Below are 17,799 nucleotides of genomic sequence, written 5' to 3'. Positions count from 1 at the left end.
ACACATAACCCGATAGCAAGTATATACCTTTAAGCTGCGCTCCGGCGTTTAAAGCCAAGCAATAATAATGGTAGTAACCAGCTCATACTACCACTTGAGCTATCCCCATCATCAGGCTGAGTTGGAGTTGGATCGTCAATTAGCGTATTTTCTTTTGGAGATAAATTTACTGACGAATTTGGATCATTATCCAGTACCACAACACTATTGATCGACACTAAATTAGCAATAGTCAGCGTAGTATCTGCACTTGCACATTGGTCTTTAGTGAGATTAACTACCGGTATTTCACCGCAATGCACTAAAGCAGAGATCTTATCAAGCACTGCATAACTATCTGCTGTAATCTGACCAAATACGGTAAAACCGCCATTTTGCTTATCTAAATTTGCACTATTATCTTTGAGATTAAAAAACCATTGACTGGTGGCGCTATTTTTATCACCGCCGACTTTTGCCATGGCAATCGTGCCTTTTACATTCGATAGTTCTGGCTCATTCACAACAGCTGGTGACGTTGTGATCGCTTTAAAATCATCGGTAAAAGTAAAGCCTCCGCCTTGAATAATAAAGTCCTTGATTGAACGGTGGATCACGGTTTGGTTGTACGCATCACTTTGTATATAACTTAAAAAGTTCTCGACCGTTTTCGGAGTCTGTTGATCAAACAAATCGACCTTAATAGCGCCTTGTGAAGTTTGCATTTCAACTACAGTGGCATGGCTTGCAAATGAGGTTGCGGTTAACAAACCGCACAGTAATAGTTTTTTCATTATTATATCTATCCTGAAGAATGTTGTGGTTATGTGAATTTAATGCAAATAATAAAGAACTCTTGTGGAGATTACGATAGCAAAACGTACCTTTAAACAAATCAAACCGAATTGATTACATTTAAATTACATGTAATTACATTATCTTGTTATTCACTCACGTTATAAATAAATTTTGTTTAAAACGAAATCGTCTTAATAGCCGAGTTTATTTTGTTAGTATTATTTATAACAATAAAACACACACAACAGGATTAACAACTATGTCGTATGAAGAGCAACACATCTGTGATTTTGGCTTACACCAAGGAGAGGCGTACACTAAGTTACCGGCAAGCTTTTTAAACTGGATGGTGGGTAATAACCATGAAAAATCAGCATTAGCAGAACAAGAGTTACAGCGACGTCAATTAGCGGCAACTGGAAAGTTAAATTTCCAAGATGACATTAAAATAGAATAATTACGTTATTTTGCAATAAAACTAGTTTAAACTATGCGCTTAATAAATAGCACAACACTGACAACACGGGTCATATTATGCGCATATTACTTTCATTTTTCCTATTACTAAGCATTACTGCATGTAGTAATCATCAAACCTCCGTTCAACAAGCTGACACAGCAGATATTCACTATCTCACCATTTTACATACCAATGATAATCATGGCCGCTTTTGGCATAACGAAAAAGGTGAATACGGTATGGCTGCACGTAAAACCTTAATCGACCAGTTACGTGCTGATGCGCAGCAACAAGGTCACGCAGTGCTACTTCTATCTGGTGGTGATATAAATACAGGCATTCCAGAATCAGACCTGCAATTTGCAGAGCCTGATTTTAAAGGAATGTCATTAATTGGTTACGATGCGATGGCGATTGGTAATCATGAATTTGATAATCCACTGAGTGTTTTAAAACAACAGCAGCAGTGGGCAAATTTCCCGCTTCTTTCGGCTAATATAATTGATAAAAAAACCGGTAAAAATGCCTTCGAATCCTATAAGATTTTTAACAAACAGGGGCTGAAAATCGCCGTTATTGGTTTGACAACCACAGATACCGCTAAAATAGGCAACCCGCAGTATATCGGCGGCCTTGAATTTCAAGAGCCCGTTGCAGTAACCCAAGCTTTAGCTGAGAAAATCAAAGCACAATATCAACCGGATATCACGATTGCAGTAACTCATATGGGTCATTATGTTGATGCGAATTATGGCATAAATGCACCTGGCGATGTTACCCTTGCCCGCTCTTTACCGGCTCATACCCTTGATATGATCATCGGCGGTCACTCACAAGAACCTGTGTGCATGGCAAGCGAAAATAAAAATGACGATAACTTTAAACCTGGTATGACATGTAAACCAGACCAACAAAATGGTACGTGGATAATGCAAGCTCATGAATGGGGTAAATATGTCGGCAAAGCCGAGTTTAAACAAGAAAACGGCGTATTAACCTTATTAGATTATAAATTATTGCCAGTTAACTTATACGTTGATAAAACGCAAGCTGATGGTTCAATTAAGCCTGAGCTTGCCAACGAATACATCAAACCAGACGCTGCCTTAAAAACATTTTTAGCTGATTACCAAGCCAAAGGTGCAAAACAAATTGAAGGTGAAATTGGTTATGTTGATGCAAAGCTTGAGGGCGATCGCAATAAAGTTCGTTATCAACAAACCAACTTATCGCGCGTTATTGTGCAAGCACAAATGAATGTTGTTGGCGCCGATTTTGGTATCATCAGTGGCGGTGGCGTACGTGATAGTATTGCTGCAGGTGCAGTTAGTTATAAAGATATTTTAAAAGTACACCCTTTTAAAAATCGCATCGCGTATATTGATTGGCAAGGCCAAGAGCTTTGGGATTACCTTGAGACTGTAACTAGTTTCCCACCGGATTCTGGTGCTTATTTGCAATACCACAAATTAAGCTTCGAGCGTAACGATAATGCGCTGACTAAAGTGATGATCAACGGCAAAGCTTTGGATAAAAACAAAACCTATCGCATGAGCATTAATAGCTACAATGCATCTGGCGGTGACGGCTACCCGATACTGATAAATCATAAAGGATTTGTCAGCACTGACGAAACAGATGCACAGGCATTAAAACGCTTCTTTATTGAAAATAGTCCAGTCAAAGCCATTGAATTTGCTCCTAAATAATCAGAGCTTACCTCACACAGTTTAAGTATTAGCAGTGTGAGGTTTTTATTCTGAACTAACTCACTAACCAGGTTAAGGTTATTTGCCTATCACCTCTATATCATCTGCTTTGATATTCGATAAACCATAACTATGTAACCGTGACCGAGAGCCTTCACCATGTGCCTTAGGAGGGTAATATATTTCCTTCAGCTGTGAGTGTTCAATAAGTACCTCATCCAATGCAGCCCTAATTTCACTCAAGGTTTTTTCTAGACTGTTAGTAAAATTAGGCCGTTTACGAATAGTATGGCCAAGTTGTGTTAATCGGTAAAAATACTTATTAGCAAGTTCAATTAACTCATCCGGCACATCTTTGTTTTGATTAAGTGTCACGTCCGGATTCTCAACGCAAAACTCGATTAAAGCCAAGTAAAAACACAGTGGTTTGTTAGCTAAGCCAGCTTTTATCTCAGCGTTATCATTAATAGCCAAAACCTTATCTTGCAAATCAATCACTAGTTTCACTTGTACATTAATCAGTGGAAGTTGCTCTACTTGTTCTTTTAATGCTAAGTGTTTCAGCGATGTTCGGTTAATAAGTTCAGCCCACTTAGAAAATAAAAAAGCCAATAATAACAATACAATAAAGGTATAAATATCGCTTGTATGCCACCAGCGCGTCTCAATTAAAAATGTAATCGCAACTTTTTGATCACTTGTTTCAAGATACTCTATCCGACTTTCGCGGCCATTATTTGTTAATGCCAGTGAGACATCATTGATGGTATTAACTTGAATGGGCTGTTGTATCAATTGCATATTCAAACGTTGTAGATAACCAACAATAGCATCATGATTACCCGAGTGTTTCAAAAAACGATTTGATAAGTCTAACCGAGGTAAATCTAGTGCAATTCGGTTTTCAATATCAGCCATTATTAAATCGTTATGTTGCGCCTGTTGCAGATAACTAGAGAGTTTAAACGTCAATAGCGCCGCACTAAAAATAAGCAGTGTCACGCCAAACAAGCGCTTATTATTCATCACGTTGCTCTCCTAAGAATTCAGCTTTACCCGCTGAACAATGCCAGTATGGTTCAACATGATTAAAATAAGTCGACACTTGCTGCTTAGATAATTGGATTAATTGAGATTGGATAGCGCACAGCAAATCAGTGTTCTCATGCTGCATTTTAAAGTACCAACGTGTGCCTATTACATTATCGCTGATTGGAGTTATATAATTTTTAGAAAAATGCGCCTGATCTGCTTCCTTCCAAAAAGAGGCTATTAAATCAACCTGTCCATTGGCTAATAACTCCCTAAGCTCATTATGTGAACTGGCGTAAGTAATTTTTAAATTTTCAAGGTTGATCCCTAAATCTTTAAACTTTTGTTTAGGTAGTATATGCCCCGATCGGCTTGTAGGATAATCAAGTAAGCCAATCCGTTTCCCAAAAAGTATTGCTTGTTAATTTTTGGCTTTTCTTTAGCTGAAATAAAAACGCAGTATAACTTGGAAAGCCAACCACAGGCTGGTAGTTATAGGTCGATTCAGCTTTGAAGGCTGACATAATGTTGTTTTTTGCTAAAATTAAATCAGCAATACCTTTACCAATGAACTCAATGCTATCGGCAGTACGGTAACCCCATAAAGCGATCACTTCGCCATATTGTTTTGCTACAACGGGATCTTCACACAGGTTTTGTATTAAAGAACGAGCGACCTTTTGCGACGAGGCATAGACAATTAATTGCGATTGGTTTTCTGTTGCCCTCGTCTGACAACGACTAGATGTTTCAATTAAAGGCTTCAAGGTACCCGTTGATGTAACCACACTCAGCTGGCCACTGAGCCAAACCAACAAAAAAAACAGTAACAAAACAGTAACAAAGAAGCTGTGTTGCAAAAGCAGCTGTTTAATTTTCAAAAGTTCAACAATCCAAAACGATTCATCCTCCTATTTGACCAATTTAAATTACTTATTACAACAAGTAATTTTACCCAAAACAGTTAAGCTTATGAATTAAAAGAACTATCAATGGGAAATTATGAATTTCTTTGAGTCCTTCCTATTTATCTCAAAATCAGGACAATTCGCGCCATAGAAGAGGCCGCTCTTGCCAAATAAGATCATTGAGGAAAACACAAATGTTACGCAAAATTACACATGGATTTAGTTATCTTTTAGTCGGCGCAGTACTTTTATCATCACAAAATGTATTGGCTTGGGGACAAAATGGCCACAGAATAGTCGGTAAAATTGCCGAAAATCACATAACAGACGCAACTAAAGCAGAGCTTAAAGCACTTTTAGAAGGGCAAAGCCTAGCGCAAATTGCTACTTGGGCTGATGAAATGCGCTCTGATCCGAGTCCTTTTTGGCAAAAAAATCTTCTCGTTGGCATTACATTAACGCGCCAAGCAACTCATCTACATTTACTCACAACCACGATGAAAACTTAAATAAAGATAATGTAAGCAACATTCTTGAAGGGATGTATTTTGCCATCGATACACTACAAAACAAAAACAGCTCAATAGATGCCAAACGTTTTAGCTTACGCTTTCTTGTTCATTTAGTTGGCGATAGCCATCAGCCGTTTCATGCCGGACGTGCAGAAGACAGAGGTGGTAACCGTGTTAACGTTACCTTTTTTGGCCAGCCAACCAACCTGCACTCATTGTGGGACACTAAATTAATCGAAAATGAGAACCTATCATTCACTGAATTCGCGCAGTTTATTGATACTGATAATGCAGAAATAATTACCGAGTACCTAGCCAGTTCACCAGAGCAATGGGTAACAGAGTCACACAATTTAGCTGACAAACTATACAAGCTAAATAATGACGAGATTGGCTTTAGCTACATTTACGAAAATACACCGATTATTAAAACTCGCTTACAACAAGCCGGTATTCGATTAGCAGGATTATTAAATACGTTATTTGATAGTTCAGCAAAACCGTTAGCAAAGGCACTTAAGATGTCAGCTAACACAAACAAGTAATAAACCTTAACTTTCCACGGGAATCAACAAAATGAATAAGCTTCGCCTTTCGAAATTAACTGGGGCTGTGATCCTAGCCTTAGGTGTTTCTACAAGCGTAATGGCAGCAGATACCTCATCCGCTATGCGTGGTAAAATTACTACACCTTCTGGCACTGCAGCTGCAAATGTGAAAATTAAAGTTATTCACCAACCAACTGGCACTGTAAGCGAATTAACAACCAATGAAAGCGGTACCTTTATTGCCAATGGTTTACGTGTTGGCGGCCCTTACACTGTGTTTATTGATTCAGACCAATTTACCGATACCATGCTTGAAAATATATATTTAGAACTGGGCGATACATATCGTCTTAATTCTCAGCTTCAAGCAGCTAACATCGAAAAAATTGAAGTATCAGGCTATAAAATTATTCAGCAATCTGGTGGTTCAAGCAGTACCTTTGGCGAAGATACAATCAGTAACATGCCAAGCTTTAACCGTGACATTAAAGATATTGCCCGTCTAAATCCTTTAGCAAGTATCAATGGTAATGGCGAGTTAACTTTTGCGGGGAGCAACCCTCGTACTAACGGTCTAACTGTTGATGGTATCGGTCAAAACGATGACTTTGGTTTAAATTTTGGTGGCTACCCGACGTCTCAACCTCCTGTTTCACTTGACGCAATAGAGCAAGTTTCAGTTGACGTATCGCCTTTTTCAGCTTCTAAAGGTAACTTTGGCGGCGGTACAATAAACGCCGTAACAAAGTCTGGTACTAATGAATTCAAATTTTCAGGTTTCTATGAAACATCTACACCGGATATGGCCGGCGATGTTCAAACAATTAACGAAGAAGATACTGATAAAGCCGGTTATAAAACTTATTCAACGAATAAAGTAAAACCGATTCAAACTGAACAACGTTTTGGTTTTAATGTCGGTGGCGCAGTTATTAAAGATGAACTATTTTACTTTGTAAACTACGCACAGTGGTCAAGTGAACAGGATTTAGATTATGGCTTTGAAGATTCAGGTGCAGCGAATGAATTCAATACCTCGGAAGAAAACTTTAATCGCTTTATTGCTATTTTAAATGACGAATATGGTTTAACAGACTCATTAGCAGGGGCTCTTGAAGACACCAATAAAAATTTATTGGTTAAGCTTAGTTGGAATGCCAGTGATGAGCATCGCCTAGATTTCACGTATCAATGGCAAGATGATCAAGATGAGCGTAACTTTAGTAAAGGTGGTAATAATATTGTATTGAAGTCAAATACATATGCTTATGCAACTAAATTTAATAACTTTGCTACTAAGCTTTACTCTGATTGGACTGAAGACTTTTCAACAGAAATTGGTATTGCCTATAAAGATGTAACCTCTGACAGTGTTACTCGCTCAAATTTAGGCAGTATTTCAGTAAATGAAGATGGTCGAAATGGTCCATCTTATAGCTTTGGTACTGACCAATATCGTCATGCCAACAGATCTGAAACTGAAAACTTAACCCTGACACTTGATGCAACTTATCTAATGGACGAGCACGAGATAAACTTTGGTGCTCAATATGAATCACTTCGTTTATATAACCTCTTTGCTGAGAACTCATTAGGTACATGGAAGTTTGATAGCCTAGAAAGTTTTGCAAACCGCGAAGTAGGTGCTTATGATTTCTCTTATCAAAATGCGTACACTAATAATTCAGCAGATACCGCCTATGATGTAACTCGTAGTCAATTAGCTTTATATATTGAAGATACCTTTTATTTAAATGATGACCTAGAAGTGACAGCGGGCCTTCGCTATGAGCGCTTATCATCTGATGATAAACCAACTCTTAATGAAAGCTTTCTAAACACCTATGGTTATAGTAATCAAGAAAACCTAGATGGTTTAGATATTATTCTACCTCGAGTTGGCTTTAAGTATTATGCAACTGAAGCATTAACTATCAACGGTGGAATTGGTCGTTTCCAAGGTGGCATTCCAAATGTCTGGTATAACAACTCATTTCAAAAAGATGGTATTACCCTCGTTTCTGCACCAAATAGTGTAATAAACGACTACTACCAAAATAACCCAGCAGATATCACTCAGGTCCCTGATGTTATTAAAAATTCGTTAGAGAAAGGCGCTGGGAGCACCGCTTACATTGATCCTGACTTCAAGCTACCTTCAAGTATTCGTGCCCAAGTTGGCTTTGAATATGAGTTTGATTCTGAACTATTAGGAAATGGCTTTAAATGGCAGGCCGAAATTGCTTACCACAAAAAAGAAAATGAAGCTGTATGGCATAATACCTCTATCCGTCCTATCGGTTTAGCTGCTGACGGAGAGCGTGTAATTAATGAAACCATCTACAGTGGTGCATTGAAAGATAATGTTGATATTGCAATGACTAATTCAACCGACGATGGTCGCTCTATCATTATCTCTACTGGTATTGCTAAAGAATGGGATAACGGTTTATTTGTTTCTGCAAGTTATGCTCATCAAGATGTTACTGAGTCTTCTGTTGGATCAGCGTCGCAAGTTGAAGGTAACTATAAGCATAATATTACGGCTAATCGTAATCAAGATGTGGCAGCACGTGGCTTTTATGAAGTTGAGCACAGTTTCAAAATTAACTTAGGCTACAATGCTGAGTTTATTGCCGGTTATGCGACTAAATTTAATATGTATTTTGAACGCCGTTCTGGTCGTCCATTTAGTTATACAATGAATATGTATAAAGATGCTCACTTAGGCGACACAAGTTCTTTATTTAGCAACAGTGCTTATTTGGCCTATATTCCAACGGGTGCTGATGATGCGAATGTCAATTGGGCTGATTCTGAAATGAATTGGGCACAATTAGCAGAGCGTTTAGATCGCGCAGGTATCTCTCAACGCGGCGGCATTATCGGTAAAAATACTGGAACGCAGCCTTGGGTTACCACCATGGACATCAGCATTAAACAAGAAATTCCTGGCTTTGCTAACGGCCATAGTGGCGAGCTATACCTAATGATTGATAATTTCGCTAACCTACTTAATAGCGATTGGGGTATAGAAAAGCGCTTAGGCTATTCAGACCAATCAATTTATGATTTTGGTGGTCTTGATGACCAAGGACGCTATATTATTGATAATAGCTTCGGTGGCGCTGATGTAAGAAACTATAGCCAAATAACGAGCTCATCAACATGGCAAGCTAAGATTGGTATCAGCTACAAGTTCTAATTTTTAAAACTCTATGTAAAACCCGCTTTTAGCGGGTTTTTTTATGCATAAAGCACTGGGTTTCATACTTTTGTCATATTTAATGAGTAGATTGACTCATGGGTACTAAATTGCTCGAAAAACCGCAGTTTTGTTCTAAACTACTTTTATTACAAATTTATGTGCAATGTAACTTATTTGTAATGAAATAATAGGGTACAATTTAGCTGCTTGGAAAATCCGAGCAAATTAATACCAAAACTAAAAATATTACACCTTACACGGGAAATTAATAATGAAAATTCAACTACGCAAAACAGCACTTTCACTTGCTATCGCAGCTTGTGTTGGCGTAAGTGGCGCAGCGTTTGCAAATGAAACTGCATCATCTGTAAAAGGCCAAATCACAGGTCCAAATGGCAACCCAGCCACTGGTACTCAAATTACTATTATCCACTTACCTTCTGGTTCAACAAAAACAACAACAGTAAATGAACAAGGTAACTTCTCTACAAAAGGTTTACGCGTAGGCGGCCCATATAAAATCATTGTTGATTCTGATAAATATGAAGATACTCAACTTGATGATGTTTATTTAACACTTGGTCAAACTTACCCAGTAACTGTTGCACTTCGCTCGCAACAAATGGAACAAATCGTTGTTAGTGGCGCGCCAATTAGCGCTCAATCAGGCAGCACAGGTCCAGCTGCTTATTTCACTTTAGATGATTTAGAAAACAAACCAGCTATTAACCGTGACTTAAAAGATATTATTCGCGCTGATCCACGTATCTATATCGATGAAACAAACGCTGGTGCTATCAATTGTGGCGGCGGTAACCCACGTTTTAACAGCTTAACTGTTGACGGCGTTCGTATGAACGATAACTTTGGCTTAAACTCAAGTGGTTACCCTACTGAAAGAATGCCTTTCTCGTTTGATTCAATTGCACAAGTTGCAGTAGAACTTGCACCATTTGATGTTCAATATGGTGGTTTTACTTCATGTAACATTAACGCCGTAACAAAGTCAGGTACCAACGAAATCACTGGTGGTTTCTTCTATGATTATACCAATGACTCAATGTCAGGTGACTCAATTGAAGGCGAGAAACAAGAGCTTGGTGATTACTCAGAAAAACGTTACGGCTTTAACGTAGGCCTTCCTCTTATTGAAGATAAGCTATTCTTATTCACTTCTTATGAGAAGCTTGAAGGCGCACAAATTTTTAATTATACGCCATTTGCTAACGGTCGAATTGATCAAGCAACTATTGATCGCGTTACCCAAATTGCTATCGATAAATATAATTATGACCCAGGTACTATGGTACCTAGCATGCCAGTTGAAGATGAAAAAATCTTAGTTAAGCTAGATTGGAATATTAACGAAGCTCACCGTGCAAGCTTTGTTTATAACTATAACGACGGCTTCAGCCTAGCCCAGTCAGACGCAGATTCTAGCGAAATCGCTTTATCTAATCATTTTTATGAGCGTGGTGCTGAGCTACAATCTTACGTAGCATCAGTATATTCAGATTGGACTGATAACTTTTCAACTGAAGTTCGCGTAGGTTACTCAAAACTTGATAATCGTCAAAATTCACTTGATGCAGCATCTGGTTTTGGTGAGTTTAGAATCGATACTGGTGATATTGATATTTACATGGGTCCTGATGACTCTCGCCAAGCGAACAAACTTAAGTATGATAATTTATCACTTAAATTAGGTGGTACATATTACCTTGAAGACCATGAGCTATCATTTGGCTATGAGCGTGAAGAGCTTGATGTTTTCAACTTATTTGTACAGCATAATGAAGGTGAATACCGTTTTGGTTCTATTGAAGAGTTTGAAAGCGGCTTTGTAGACAGAATTTACTATGGTAACGCTTCAAGCCAAAATCCTGATGATGCCGCGGGTGAATTCAAATATGCACTGAATACAGTGTATTTCCAAGATAAGTTTGCACTTATTGATTATGATGTAACATTTACTGCAGGTCTTCGTTATGACTGGTATACCAGTGATGATACACCAACTTATAATGCTAACTTTGAAGAACGTTATGGCTATTCAAATAGCCAAAATCTTGATGGGGTTGACTTACTTCAACCACGCTTAGGTGTTAACTGGATATATAATGATCAGTTAGAATTGCGCGGCGGTATTGGCTTATATTCAGGTGGTAACCCTAACGTATGGATTTCTAACAGCTATTCAAACGATGGTGTTCGTAATGTTCAAGTTAATCAAAGAAATATCCAAATCCTTGGTCCTGATGCAATAGCATTCAATGGCGCAGGTCAACCTGGTTACGATATTCCACAAGGCTTATATGATAAAGTAGGCCAAGGTGGTGCTGATGCTGATGTAAATGTGACGGATCCTAACTTTGAAATTCCATCAGAATGGAAATTCTCACTAGGTGGTACTTATATCACTGAAAGCGATTATGTGTTTAATGTTGACTACCTTTATACCGATAAGCAAGATTCAGCCATTGTTAAAAACTTAGCATATGAAAAAACTGGTGTAGCGCCAGATGGTCGCCCAATTTACAATGGTGGTTCAGACTTCTTGTTAACCAATGTTAAAGGCGATGATGCTTACTCGCATATTCTGTCTCTTGCAATGAACAAGTCATTTGATAATGGCATCGATTTTGCTATTTCTTATGCATATACAGTGTCTAAAGATGTTAACCCGATGACTAGCTCTGTAGCATTTTCTAACTATCATTACGTTGCGGTGTCTGATTCTGAAAACCCAGGTGTGGCAACATCTAACTATGAAATTCCGCACCGCTTTACGATGAGTTTAGCGTATAGCCATGAGTTATTTGATGGTTACGAGACTAAGTTCAACCTATTTGGTCAAGCACAACAAACAACACCTTACTCATATGGATTTGACTCAAGATCAGGTGGTATGGGATACAACGATGCTGCTCGTCAATTATTGTATGTACCAACACTTGACGACAGCCAAGTTGTTTATGGTGCAGATTTTGATCAAGCAGCCTTTAATGAGTGGGTTGAAAGCGAAGGCCTAACTCGCGGTAAAATCAATAACCGTAACAGCATTGATGGTGATTGGTGGGTTACGTTCGATTTCAAAGTTGAGCAAGAATTTATGGGCTTTACTGATGATCAAAAAGGCTCAGCATACTTTGTTATCAAAAACATCGGTAACATGCTAAATGACGATTGGGGCGTGCTGAAAAGCGGCAGCGCATTACAAAACGCTGTAACGACTGAAATTGTTAATGGTCAATACGTTTACACCAGCTTTAATGATCCAGCAGGTGCAAGTGTAGAAACTAAGCCGTCACTTTGGGAAATGCGTGTAGGTGTTAAATACACATTCTAATTTGCTAAAGTAACTTACAAATTAAATTAATTTTAAAGCCCATCTTTTGATGGGCTTTTTGTTTTATTCATCTAATTTACTAGTTAACTTATCTAAACAACTAAGCAAGGTTTGATACTCGGCTTGAGTTAAAACATCCAACAGATTCTTCTCCCACGCTAAAGCAGCTGGGGCTAATTGCTGATACAAGCCCAACCCTTGCTCACTCAACGCTAACAAGCTGGCGCGTTTATCTGCTGGATCGATTAAACTCACTACATAGTGTTTATCTATCAATGCCTTAATTGCCCGCGATACCGTGGATTTATCCATTGCTGCTTGCTCGCACAATGCTTTCGCGTTGCTTTGTCCAAACTGGGCTAAATTAAACAAAATACGCCACTGAGGAATGCTTAAATCACTTTGCTGTTGATACACGGGTGCAAACTGTTCACTCATTTTACTGGCTAAGTTAGCCAGACGATAAGGTAAAAATGTCTCTAAATCGAGTGCCATAACGGCTATGTCCTCTTAATTTACAATCATGTTTAAGTGTCCATAAATATGTACAGTGACAAAAAGCACGATGTTTGAATTTAGTCTCACTTGAGAGTATCTTACAGTAAAACATAAAGGAGTCGAGTGATGACCAGCGAATTAAAATATATGACAGGATTTGGCAATGAGTTTGAAACCGAAGCTCTGCCTGGCGCATTGCCTATTGGGCAGTTTAGCCCGCAAAAAGTAAAATACGATTTATACGCTGAACAATTTAGTACCACCGCATTTACCGCGCCGCGTGCTGATAACCGCCGCACTTGGATGTACCGTATTCGCCCATCGGTTGTCCAAGGTGATTACAGCGCAATTGATAACGGTTTAATTCGCACCGCCCCAATTACCGAAGTCCCGACTCCACCTACTATGCTTCGTTGGGATCCAATTGATATTCCAACCACGCCAACCGATTTCATTGATGGTTTGATCACTATGGCTGCAAACGGCAGCGCCAATGGCCAAACAGGAATTGGCATCCATGTTTATGTAGCGAATAAATCAATGACTGATCGTTATTTTTATAATGCCGACGGCGAAATGTTATTTGTGCCGCAGCAAGGTCAGTTACTGCTGAAAACAGAATGTGGTAATTTAACGATTAAAGCGGGTGAAATCGCAGTGATCCCGCGTGGCATTAAATTCCAAGTCATTTTGCTCTGTGATACTGCTCGTGGTTATATCTGTGAAAATTATGGTCATGCTTATGTGTTAGCTGAGCGCGGCCCAGTGGGAGCCAACGGCTACGCTAACGACCGTGATTTTCAATACCCTGTTGCTGCCTTTGAAGATAAAGAAGGTGAGTTTGAGTTGGTTGCTAAGTTCAACGGTAATATGTTCCGCTGTGATATAGGCCACTCCCCTTTAGATGTTGTAGCCTGGACGGGCAATAGTGCACCCTATAAATATGATTTAGCACGTTTTAATGTAATGAATACAGTGAGCTTTGATCATCCGGATCCGTCTATTTTCACAGTACTGACATCCCCATCAGGCACAGAAGGCGTTGCTAATATTGATTTTGCAATTTTTCCTCCACGCTGGATGGTGGCAGAGAACACTTTTCGCCCACCCTATTATCACCGCAATATTATGAGTGAATTTATGGGCTTAATTGAAGGCGTGTACGACGCCAAAGAGCACGGTTTTGTACCAGGAGGCATGAGTTTACATAATTGTATGTCACCGCATGGCCCAGAAGCTGATGTATTTGAAAAGGCCTCTAACGCAGAGCTTGAACCGCAACGCTACGAAAATACCCTCGCGTTTATGTTTGAATCACGTTACGTTATTTCACCAACAAAATACGCATTAGAAGGCAAAGAGCGCCAACCTAACTACACTGACTGCTGGCGTACTATTAAAAAACACTACAATGGCCCACAAGGATAATTGAACCATGAAACTTTATACATATTTTCGTTCATCTGCCGCATATCGCGTGCGTATTGCGCTTAATTTAAAAAATATTCAGCATGAGTTAGTAACTGTTAACTTACTAAAATCTGAGCAACAAGCACCTGAATACCTAGATAAAAACCCGCAAGGGTTATTACCTGCGCTGGAAACCAATGACGGTGTACTCGCACAATCGATGGCAATTTTAGAATACCTTGAAGAAACACACCCCGACACACCACTATTATTTGGTGATGCCTGGCAAAAAGCCCAGATCCGTAATTTATGTTATGCCATTGCCTGCGATATTCATCCTATTGATAACCTACGGGTACTGAAATATTTAAGCGGTGAACTTGGTGCTGACGATGCAATCAAAAATACCTGGTATCGTCATTGGGTAGAGGTTGGTTTTGAAAAAATTGAACAGCTACTTGATCATACAAATGAATATTGTGTGGGTGATAAACCTAGCCTTGCTGATGTGTGTTTAGTGCCGCAAGTATTTAATGCTTATCGTTTTAACGTTGATATGACTGCGTATCCGAAAATAGCAGCCATTTATGAACGTTGTAACAAGCTTGATGCATTTATTGATGCTGCACCACAAAACCAACCGGATGCAGCCTGATATTTTTTAATTACCCAACGCACTGTGTAGCACGGTTACGTGCTCTATCAGATCTAAGCCCAGATCGGTTAAGTAACCGCCATCTGGGCTATCTATAATACCTTTATCAAACAATCGTTGTGCTGCGCTTAATAAGCTTTCATCAGCATCACTATGTAACTTAATACCTTGCATTTTACTGGTTAATGGAAATTTTGCTAACAGTGTAAATTCGTCAATCATCGTTTGTTTAAATTGCATGTGCTCACCTTGTCTTTAGAAAATTATTTTTGTGGATTTTACCCTAACACATTTTATGGCCAAGTCACCCTAAAACCCTAAGTGGGCTGGTTTAAACGCATTTAATTGCAACTGAAACTAGTATTTTGGGATAACTTAGGTATAAGCTTAGTGTAGTTATTTTTTAATGCAAAGGCTAAATATGCGAATTATAACGATTATAGGCATCTGTTTTATCAGTGTAATTTACTCGGCTAATAGTTTCAGTAATAATCAAAAACCAGCCTTGTTTCTTGACGCAAAAAATATAGTTAGCGAGCAACAACTCTGTTGGTTTGAAGATCAACGCTACAGCGAAGGTGCGATTATTATAATGGCTAATGTGCGGGTGATTTGTGCAGCAAAAAACCCTCATCACAATAATAGCGCGTTAAATTGGTTAATGCTCAACGAGCAAAATGAAATTATTTACCCAACCGCTCCTAAAACAATTCGCGTTAATTAATAGAATTGGTATCAACGCACAGTTACGTTACAATAGCAGCGACTTTTATCAAGCAATAGTGAATTATGAATCAGCAAGCAAACAACCCGTTACATGGCATTACACTCGAACAAATAGTAGTAAAACTCGAGCAAACACTTGGCTGGAAAGCGATGGGTGAGCATGTTGATATTCGCTGTTTTAAATCAGACCCAAGTGTAAAATCGAGCCTAAAATTTTTACGTAAAACACCTTGGGCTCGTACCAAGGTCGAGCAGTTATACCTCGATAACTGTGTCGATGCACAACCGCAAAACAGTGGCTTTGTGTGGCCTAGTATTAAAAAGAAGTAACAGCCATTGCGCGTTATAGCTTATAACGCGCAACAAGTTCAGTTACTCGACCTGCTCTGCACAGATCACCGCCAGTGATTGCGGAGTAATTTCAATGATCAATTTATCAGCACTTTTAACTTCACCATCAAGTACATATTTTATTTCCTGAGTCGCCGATATTGCAACGCGGCGCGCATTGGTATGATGTGAATTAATCGCAAAATGTGCTTGGGTAATACTGCTAAATACCAGCTCAGCAATACTTAATACATTGGCTGATGCGTCTTGGTTTGGAGTGAGCCAATTAACATCGAGCAAGCCATCATAGTGATCAGGCTGTCCCCCACCTTGCGCTAGTAAAGTAGTAAAAGGTGCAGCATTAGCGACAATTAAACTATTGGTATGTATTTGCTGCGGCTCGTTATCATCTAGCTGTACTGTGAAATCTTGGGCTTTTTGTTCGCCTAAAGCTTGCCAGAAGCCCTGTAAATATGCGAACTGACCAAGCTCGTTTTTAGTATCCCGATCGGCTTTTTCAATCATGTGTTGTTCAAAGCCAATCCCTGCTAACAGCAGCATTAACTCACCATTGCAATATGCTGTATCCATTTGCTTGGTTTGCCCTTCAATAATCAAATCACATGCTACTTCCACAGGGATCAACTTTGACTTAATTCCCATTAAAACATGTGCTAGAGCATTGGCCGTGCCAAATGGGATAATACCTAATTTACAGTCTGTGTTTACCAAAACACTTGCCACTTCTGCCACTGTGCCATCGCCTCCGCAGGCGATGATCATATCTGGCTTATCAGCTATCGCTTGTTTAGCCAACACAATCCCATTTTTCTCGACTGATGTGATCATCACTTTTAAGTTATAATAAGCAGATAAACGCGCAACAATTAAATGCTCTTTTTGCTGCCATAACTTAGTGCCGGAAACTGGATTAGCAATTAATACCGCTTTATTTTTGATTAATAACTCACCCTTTCTATGGCGTTTAACTAGTTGACGTAGTTGGTGTTTATTTAAATTAGCGGTTTCGCGTGTTTCTTTTATTTGCGCAAGCACTTGATGTACATCAGCCTCCTTATTTTGACTGAGTAAATAAGCCGCCATCACAAACACCGATCGACCACGACCCAACGCACAATGCACCACCACTCGACGATTATCTTTAATATGATGGGCAATCCAGTTAATCGCTTGATTAAGCTGCGAACGTGTTGGGACTCGATGATCAAGCACAGGGATATTTAAATAGTTTATGTTTTCTTGTGTTGATGACCATTCAAGTCCATCAAATTCACAGGTTACATCTAAAATCGCGGTAATACCGTTATCTTTTAAAGTATCTATATCTGAAGGGAATAAGCGACAGGCTAAAAATAAGTGTTCGTTAATTTGTTGTAATGGCGGTACTTTATCGTGCTTTCGGCTCCACGCGTTATAAACTTGTGCCCCCAATAAAAAAGGTATGAAAGCCCAACGAATGTAAAACGGGATAACACCGTTTTCTCGTTTACGAAAAATTTTTGCAATATTAAAAAAATAGGCACCGCTTACCAGTAATAAAGATAAAGCCGTCCAATAGAATAGCAGCGAAAAATAGCTAGGACTAACCTGCCACCCCATAATGATAAATACAATTGCCAATAATAAGTAACTTATTGCGGCCCACATAAACGCTCC

The 17,799-nt window shown here is 39.0% G+C and carries 13 protein-coding genes and 2 pseudogenes; 9 read left to right on the top strand and 6 right to left on the bottom strand.

Annotated elements, in window-relative coordinates; all coding sequences use genetic code 11:
- Nucleotides 1–29: 29 nt before the first annotated feature.
- Nucleotides 30–773, bottom strand: a complete 744-nt coding sequence (locus P4S61_RS19940; protein ID WP_337119050.1) for a peptidylprolyl isomerase — start codon at nucleotides 771–773, stop codon at nucleotides 30–32.
- 263 nt (nucleotides 774–1,036) lie between these two features.
- On the opposite strand from P4S61_RS19940, the gene P4S61_RS19935 reads away from it, so the two are divergent.
- Together P4S61_RS19935 and ushA are read left to right on the top strand one after the other, a co-directional pair.
- Complete coding sequence (locus P4S61_RS19935) at nucleotides 1,037–1,234, top strand: hypothetical protein (protein WP_145234351.1); 198 nt, start codon at nucleotides 1,037–1,039, stop codon at nucleotides 1,232–1,234.
- Between the two features lie 77 nt (nucleotides 1,235–1,311).
- Nucleotides 1,312–2,946, top strand: coding sequence for a bifunctional UDP-sugar hydrolase/5'-nucleotidase UshA (ushA, locus tag P4S61_RS19930; protein WP_182733985.1), 1,635 nt, complete (start codon nucleotides 1,312–1,314; stop codon nucleotides 2,944–2,946).
- A gap of 78 nt (nucleotides 2,947–3,024) precedes the next feature.
- Here ushA and P4S61_RS19925 read toward each other — a convergent pair whose 3' ends face one another.
- Both P4S61_RS19925 and P4S61_RS19920 read right to left on the bottom strand, forming a co-directional pair.
- The gene (locus P4S61_RS19925) at nucleotides 3,025–3,972 is read right to left on the bottom strand and encodes a hypothetical protein (RefSeq protein ID WP_182730841.1); all 948 of its coding nucleotides are present in this window, start codon (nucleotides 3,970–3,972) and stop codon (nucleotides 3,025–3,027) included.
- A pseudogene (locus tag P4S61_RS19920) lies at nucleotides 3,965–4,859 on the bottom strand (hypothetical protein). Before P4S61_RS19920 ends, P4S61_RS19925 begins: the two are co-directional and overlap by 8 nt.
- A gap of 221 nt (nucleotides 4,860–5,080) precedes the next feature.
- Between P4S61_RS19920 and P4S61_RS19915 the strand changes: the two are divergent.
- From P4S61_RS19915 to P4S61_RS19905, 3 genes and pseudogenes are all read left to right on the top strand, one after another.
- Nucleotides 5,081–5,943: pseudogene (locus P4S61_RS19915) on the top strand (S1/P1 nuclease).
- A 31-nt stretch (nucleotides 5,944–5,974) separates the two neighbouring features.
- Nucleotides 5,975–9,151 carry a TonB-dependent receptor gene (locus tag P4S61_RS19910; protein ID WP_337119049.1) on the top strand — a complete coding sequence of 1,059 codons (3,177 nt, stop codon included), beginning with the start codon at nucleotides 5,975–5,977 and terminating at the stop codon, nucleotides 9,149–9,151.
- 274 nt (nucleotides 9,152–9,425) lie between these two features.
- Nucleotides 9,426–12,503 (top strand): carboxypeptidase regulatory-like domain-containing protein, encoded by a 3,078-nt coding sequence (locus P4S61_RS19905; RefSeq protein ID WP_182757446.1) that lies wholly within the window; start codon nucleotides 9,426–9,428, stop codon nucleotides 12,501–12,503.
- A gap of 63 nt (nucleotides 12,504–12,566) precedes the next feature.
- Here P4S61_RS19905 and P4S61_RS19900 read toward each other — a convergent pair whose 3' ends face one another.
- A complete protein-coding gene (locus P4S61_RS19900) occupies nucleotides 12,567–12,998 on the bottom strand; it encodes a MarR family winged helix-turn-helix transcriptional regulator (protein ID WP_149979983.1) in 432 nt (143 codons plus the stop codon).
- A gap of 129 nt (nucleotides 12,999–13,127) precedes the next feature.
- On the opposite strand from P4S61_RS19900, the gene hmgA reads away from it, so the two are divergent.
- A complete protein-coding gene (gene hmgA / locus P4S61_RS19895; RefSeq protein WP_337119048.1) occupies nucleotides 13,128–14,429 on the top strand; it encodes a homogentisate 1,2-dioxygenase in 1,302 nt (433 codons plus the stop codon).
- Between the two features lie 7 nt (nucleotides 14,430–14,436).
- Nucleotides 14,437–15,066: a maleylacetoacetate isomerase gene (gene maiA, locus P4S61_RS19890; protein ID WP_182717586.1), complete on the top strand. Its 630-nt coding sequence runs from the start codon at nucleotides 14,437–14,439 to the stop codon at nucleotides 15,064–15,066.
- A gap of 6 nt (nucleotides 15,067–15,072) precedes the next feature.
- Here maiA and P4S61_RS19885 read toward each other — a convergent pair whose 3' ends face one another.
- Entirely contained in the window at nucleotides 15,073–15,306 is a 234-nt protein-coding gene (locus P4S61_RS19885; protein ID WP_145234371.1) for a TIGR02647 family protein, read from the bottom strand.
- A 181-nt stretch (nucleotides 15,307–15,487) separates the two neighbouring features.
- On the opposite strand from P4S61_RS19885, the gene P4S61_RS19880 reads away from it, so the two are divergent.
- Both P4S61_RS19880 and P4S61_RS19875 read left to right on the top strand, forming a co-directional pair.
- The gene (locus P4S61_RS19880) at nucleotides 15,488–15,790 is read left to right on the top strand and encodes a DUF1496 domain-containing protein (protein ID WP_182730768.1); all 303 of its coding nucleotides are present in this window, start codon (nucleotides 15,488–15,490) and stop codon (nucleotides 15,788–15,790) included.
- 65 nt (nucleotides 15,791–15,855) lie between these two features.
- The gene (locus tag P4S61_RS19875; protein WP_145234376.1) at nucleotides 15,856–16,122 is read left to right on the top strand and encodes a VF530 family DNA-binding protein; all 267 of its coding nucleotides are present in this window, start codon (nucleotides 15,856–15,858) and stop codon (nucleotides 16,120–16,122) included.
- Nucleotides 16,123–16,164: 42 nt separating this feature from the next.
- On the opposite strand, the gene P4S61_RS19870 is transcribed toward P4S61_RS19875, so the two are convergent.
- On the bottom strand, nucleotides 16,165–17,790 hold the full coding sequence (locus tag P4S61_RS19870) for a diacylglycerol kinase family protein (RefSeq protein WP_145234378.1): 1,626 nt from the start codon (nucleotides 17,788–17,790) through the stop codon (nucleotides 16,165–16,167).
- Between the last annotated feature and the right edge of the window lie 9 nt (nucleotides 17,791–17,799).

Origin of the sequence: Pseudoalteromonas sp. B160 (assembly GCF_037162485.1) — a bacterium.
Classification (GTDB): Bacteria; Pseudomonadota; Gammaproteobacteria; order Enterobacterales; family Alteromonadaceae; genus Pseudoalteromonas; species Pseudoalteromonas rhizosphaerae.
Note: the sequence above shows the minus strand (reverse complement) of the source record. Positions and strands in the feature narration are given on the sequence as shown.

Coding starts and splice junctions, on each gene's coding strand:
- P4S61_RS19910 (WP_337119049.1), top strand. CDS start 5,975: ATGAATAAGCTTCGCCTTTCGAAATTAACTGGGGCTGTGATCCTAGCC.
- P4S61_RS19870 (WP_145234378.1), bottom strand. CDS start 17,790: ATGTGGGCCGCAATAAGTTACTTATTATTGGCAATTGTATTTATCATT.
- ushA (WP_182733985.1), top strand. CDS start 1,312: ATGCGCATATTACTTTCATTTTTCCTATTACTAAGCATTACTGCATGT.
- P4S61_RS19935 (WP_145234351.1), top strand. CDS start 1,037: ATGTCGTATGAAGAGCAACACATCTGTGATTTTGGCTTACACCAAGGA.
- P4S61_RS19900 (WP_149979983.1), bottom strand. CDS start 12,998: ATGGCACTCGATTTAGAGACATTTTTACCTTATCGTCTGGCTAACTTA.
- maiA (WP_182717586.1), top strand. CDS start 14,437: ATGAAACTTTATACATATTTTCGTTCATCTGCCGCATATCGCGTGCGT.
- P4S61_RS19880 (WP_182730768.1), top strand. CDS start 15,488: ATGCGAATTATAACGATTATAGGCATCTGTTTTATCAGTGTAATTTAC.
- P4S61_RS19925 (WP_182730841.1), bottom strand. CDS start 3,972: ATGAATAATAAGCGCTTGTTTGGCGTGACACTGCTTATTTTTAGTGCG.
- P4S61_RS19940 (WP_337119050.1), bottom strand. CDS start 773: ATGAAAAAACTATTACTGTGCGGTTTGTTAACCGCAACCTCATTTGCA.
- P4S61_RS19885 (WP_145234371.1), bottom strand. CDS start 15,306: ATGCAATTTAAACAAACGATGATTGACGAATTTACACTGTTAGCAAAA.
- P4S61_RS19875 (WP_145234376.1), top strand. CDS start 15,856: ATGAATCAGCAAGCAAACAACCCGTTACATGGCATTACACTCGAACAA.
- hmgA (WP_337119048.1), top strand. CDS start 13,128: ATGACCAGCGAATTAAAATATATGACAGGATTTGGCAATGAGTTTGAA.
- P4S61_RS19905 (WP_182757446.1), top strand. CDS start 9,426: ATGAAAATTCAACTACGCAAAACAGCACTTTCACTTGCTATCGCAGCT.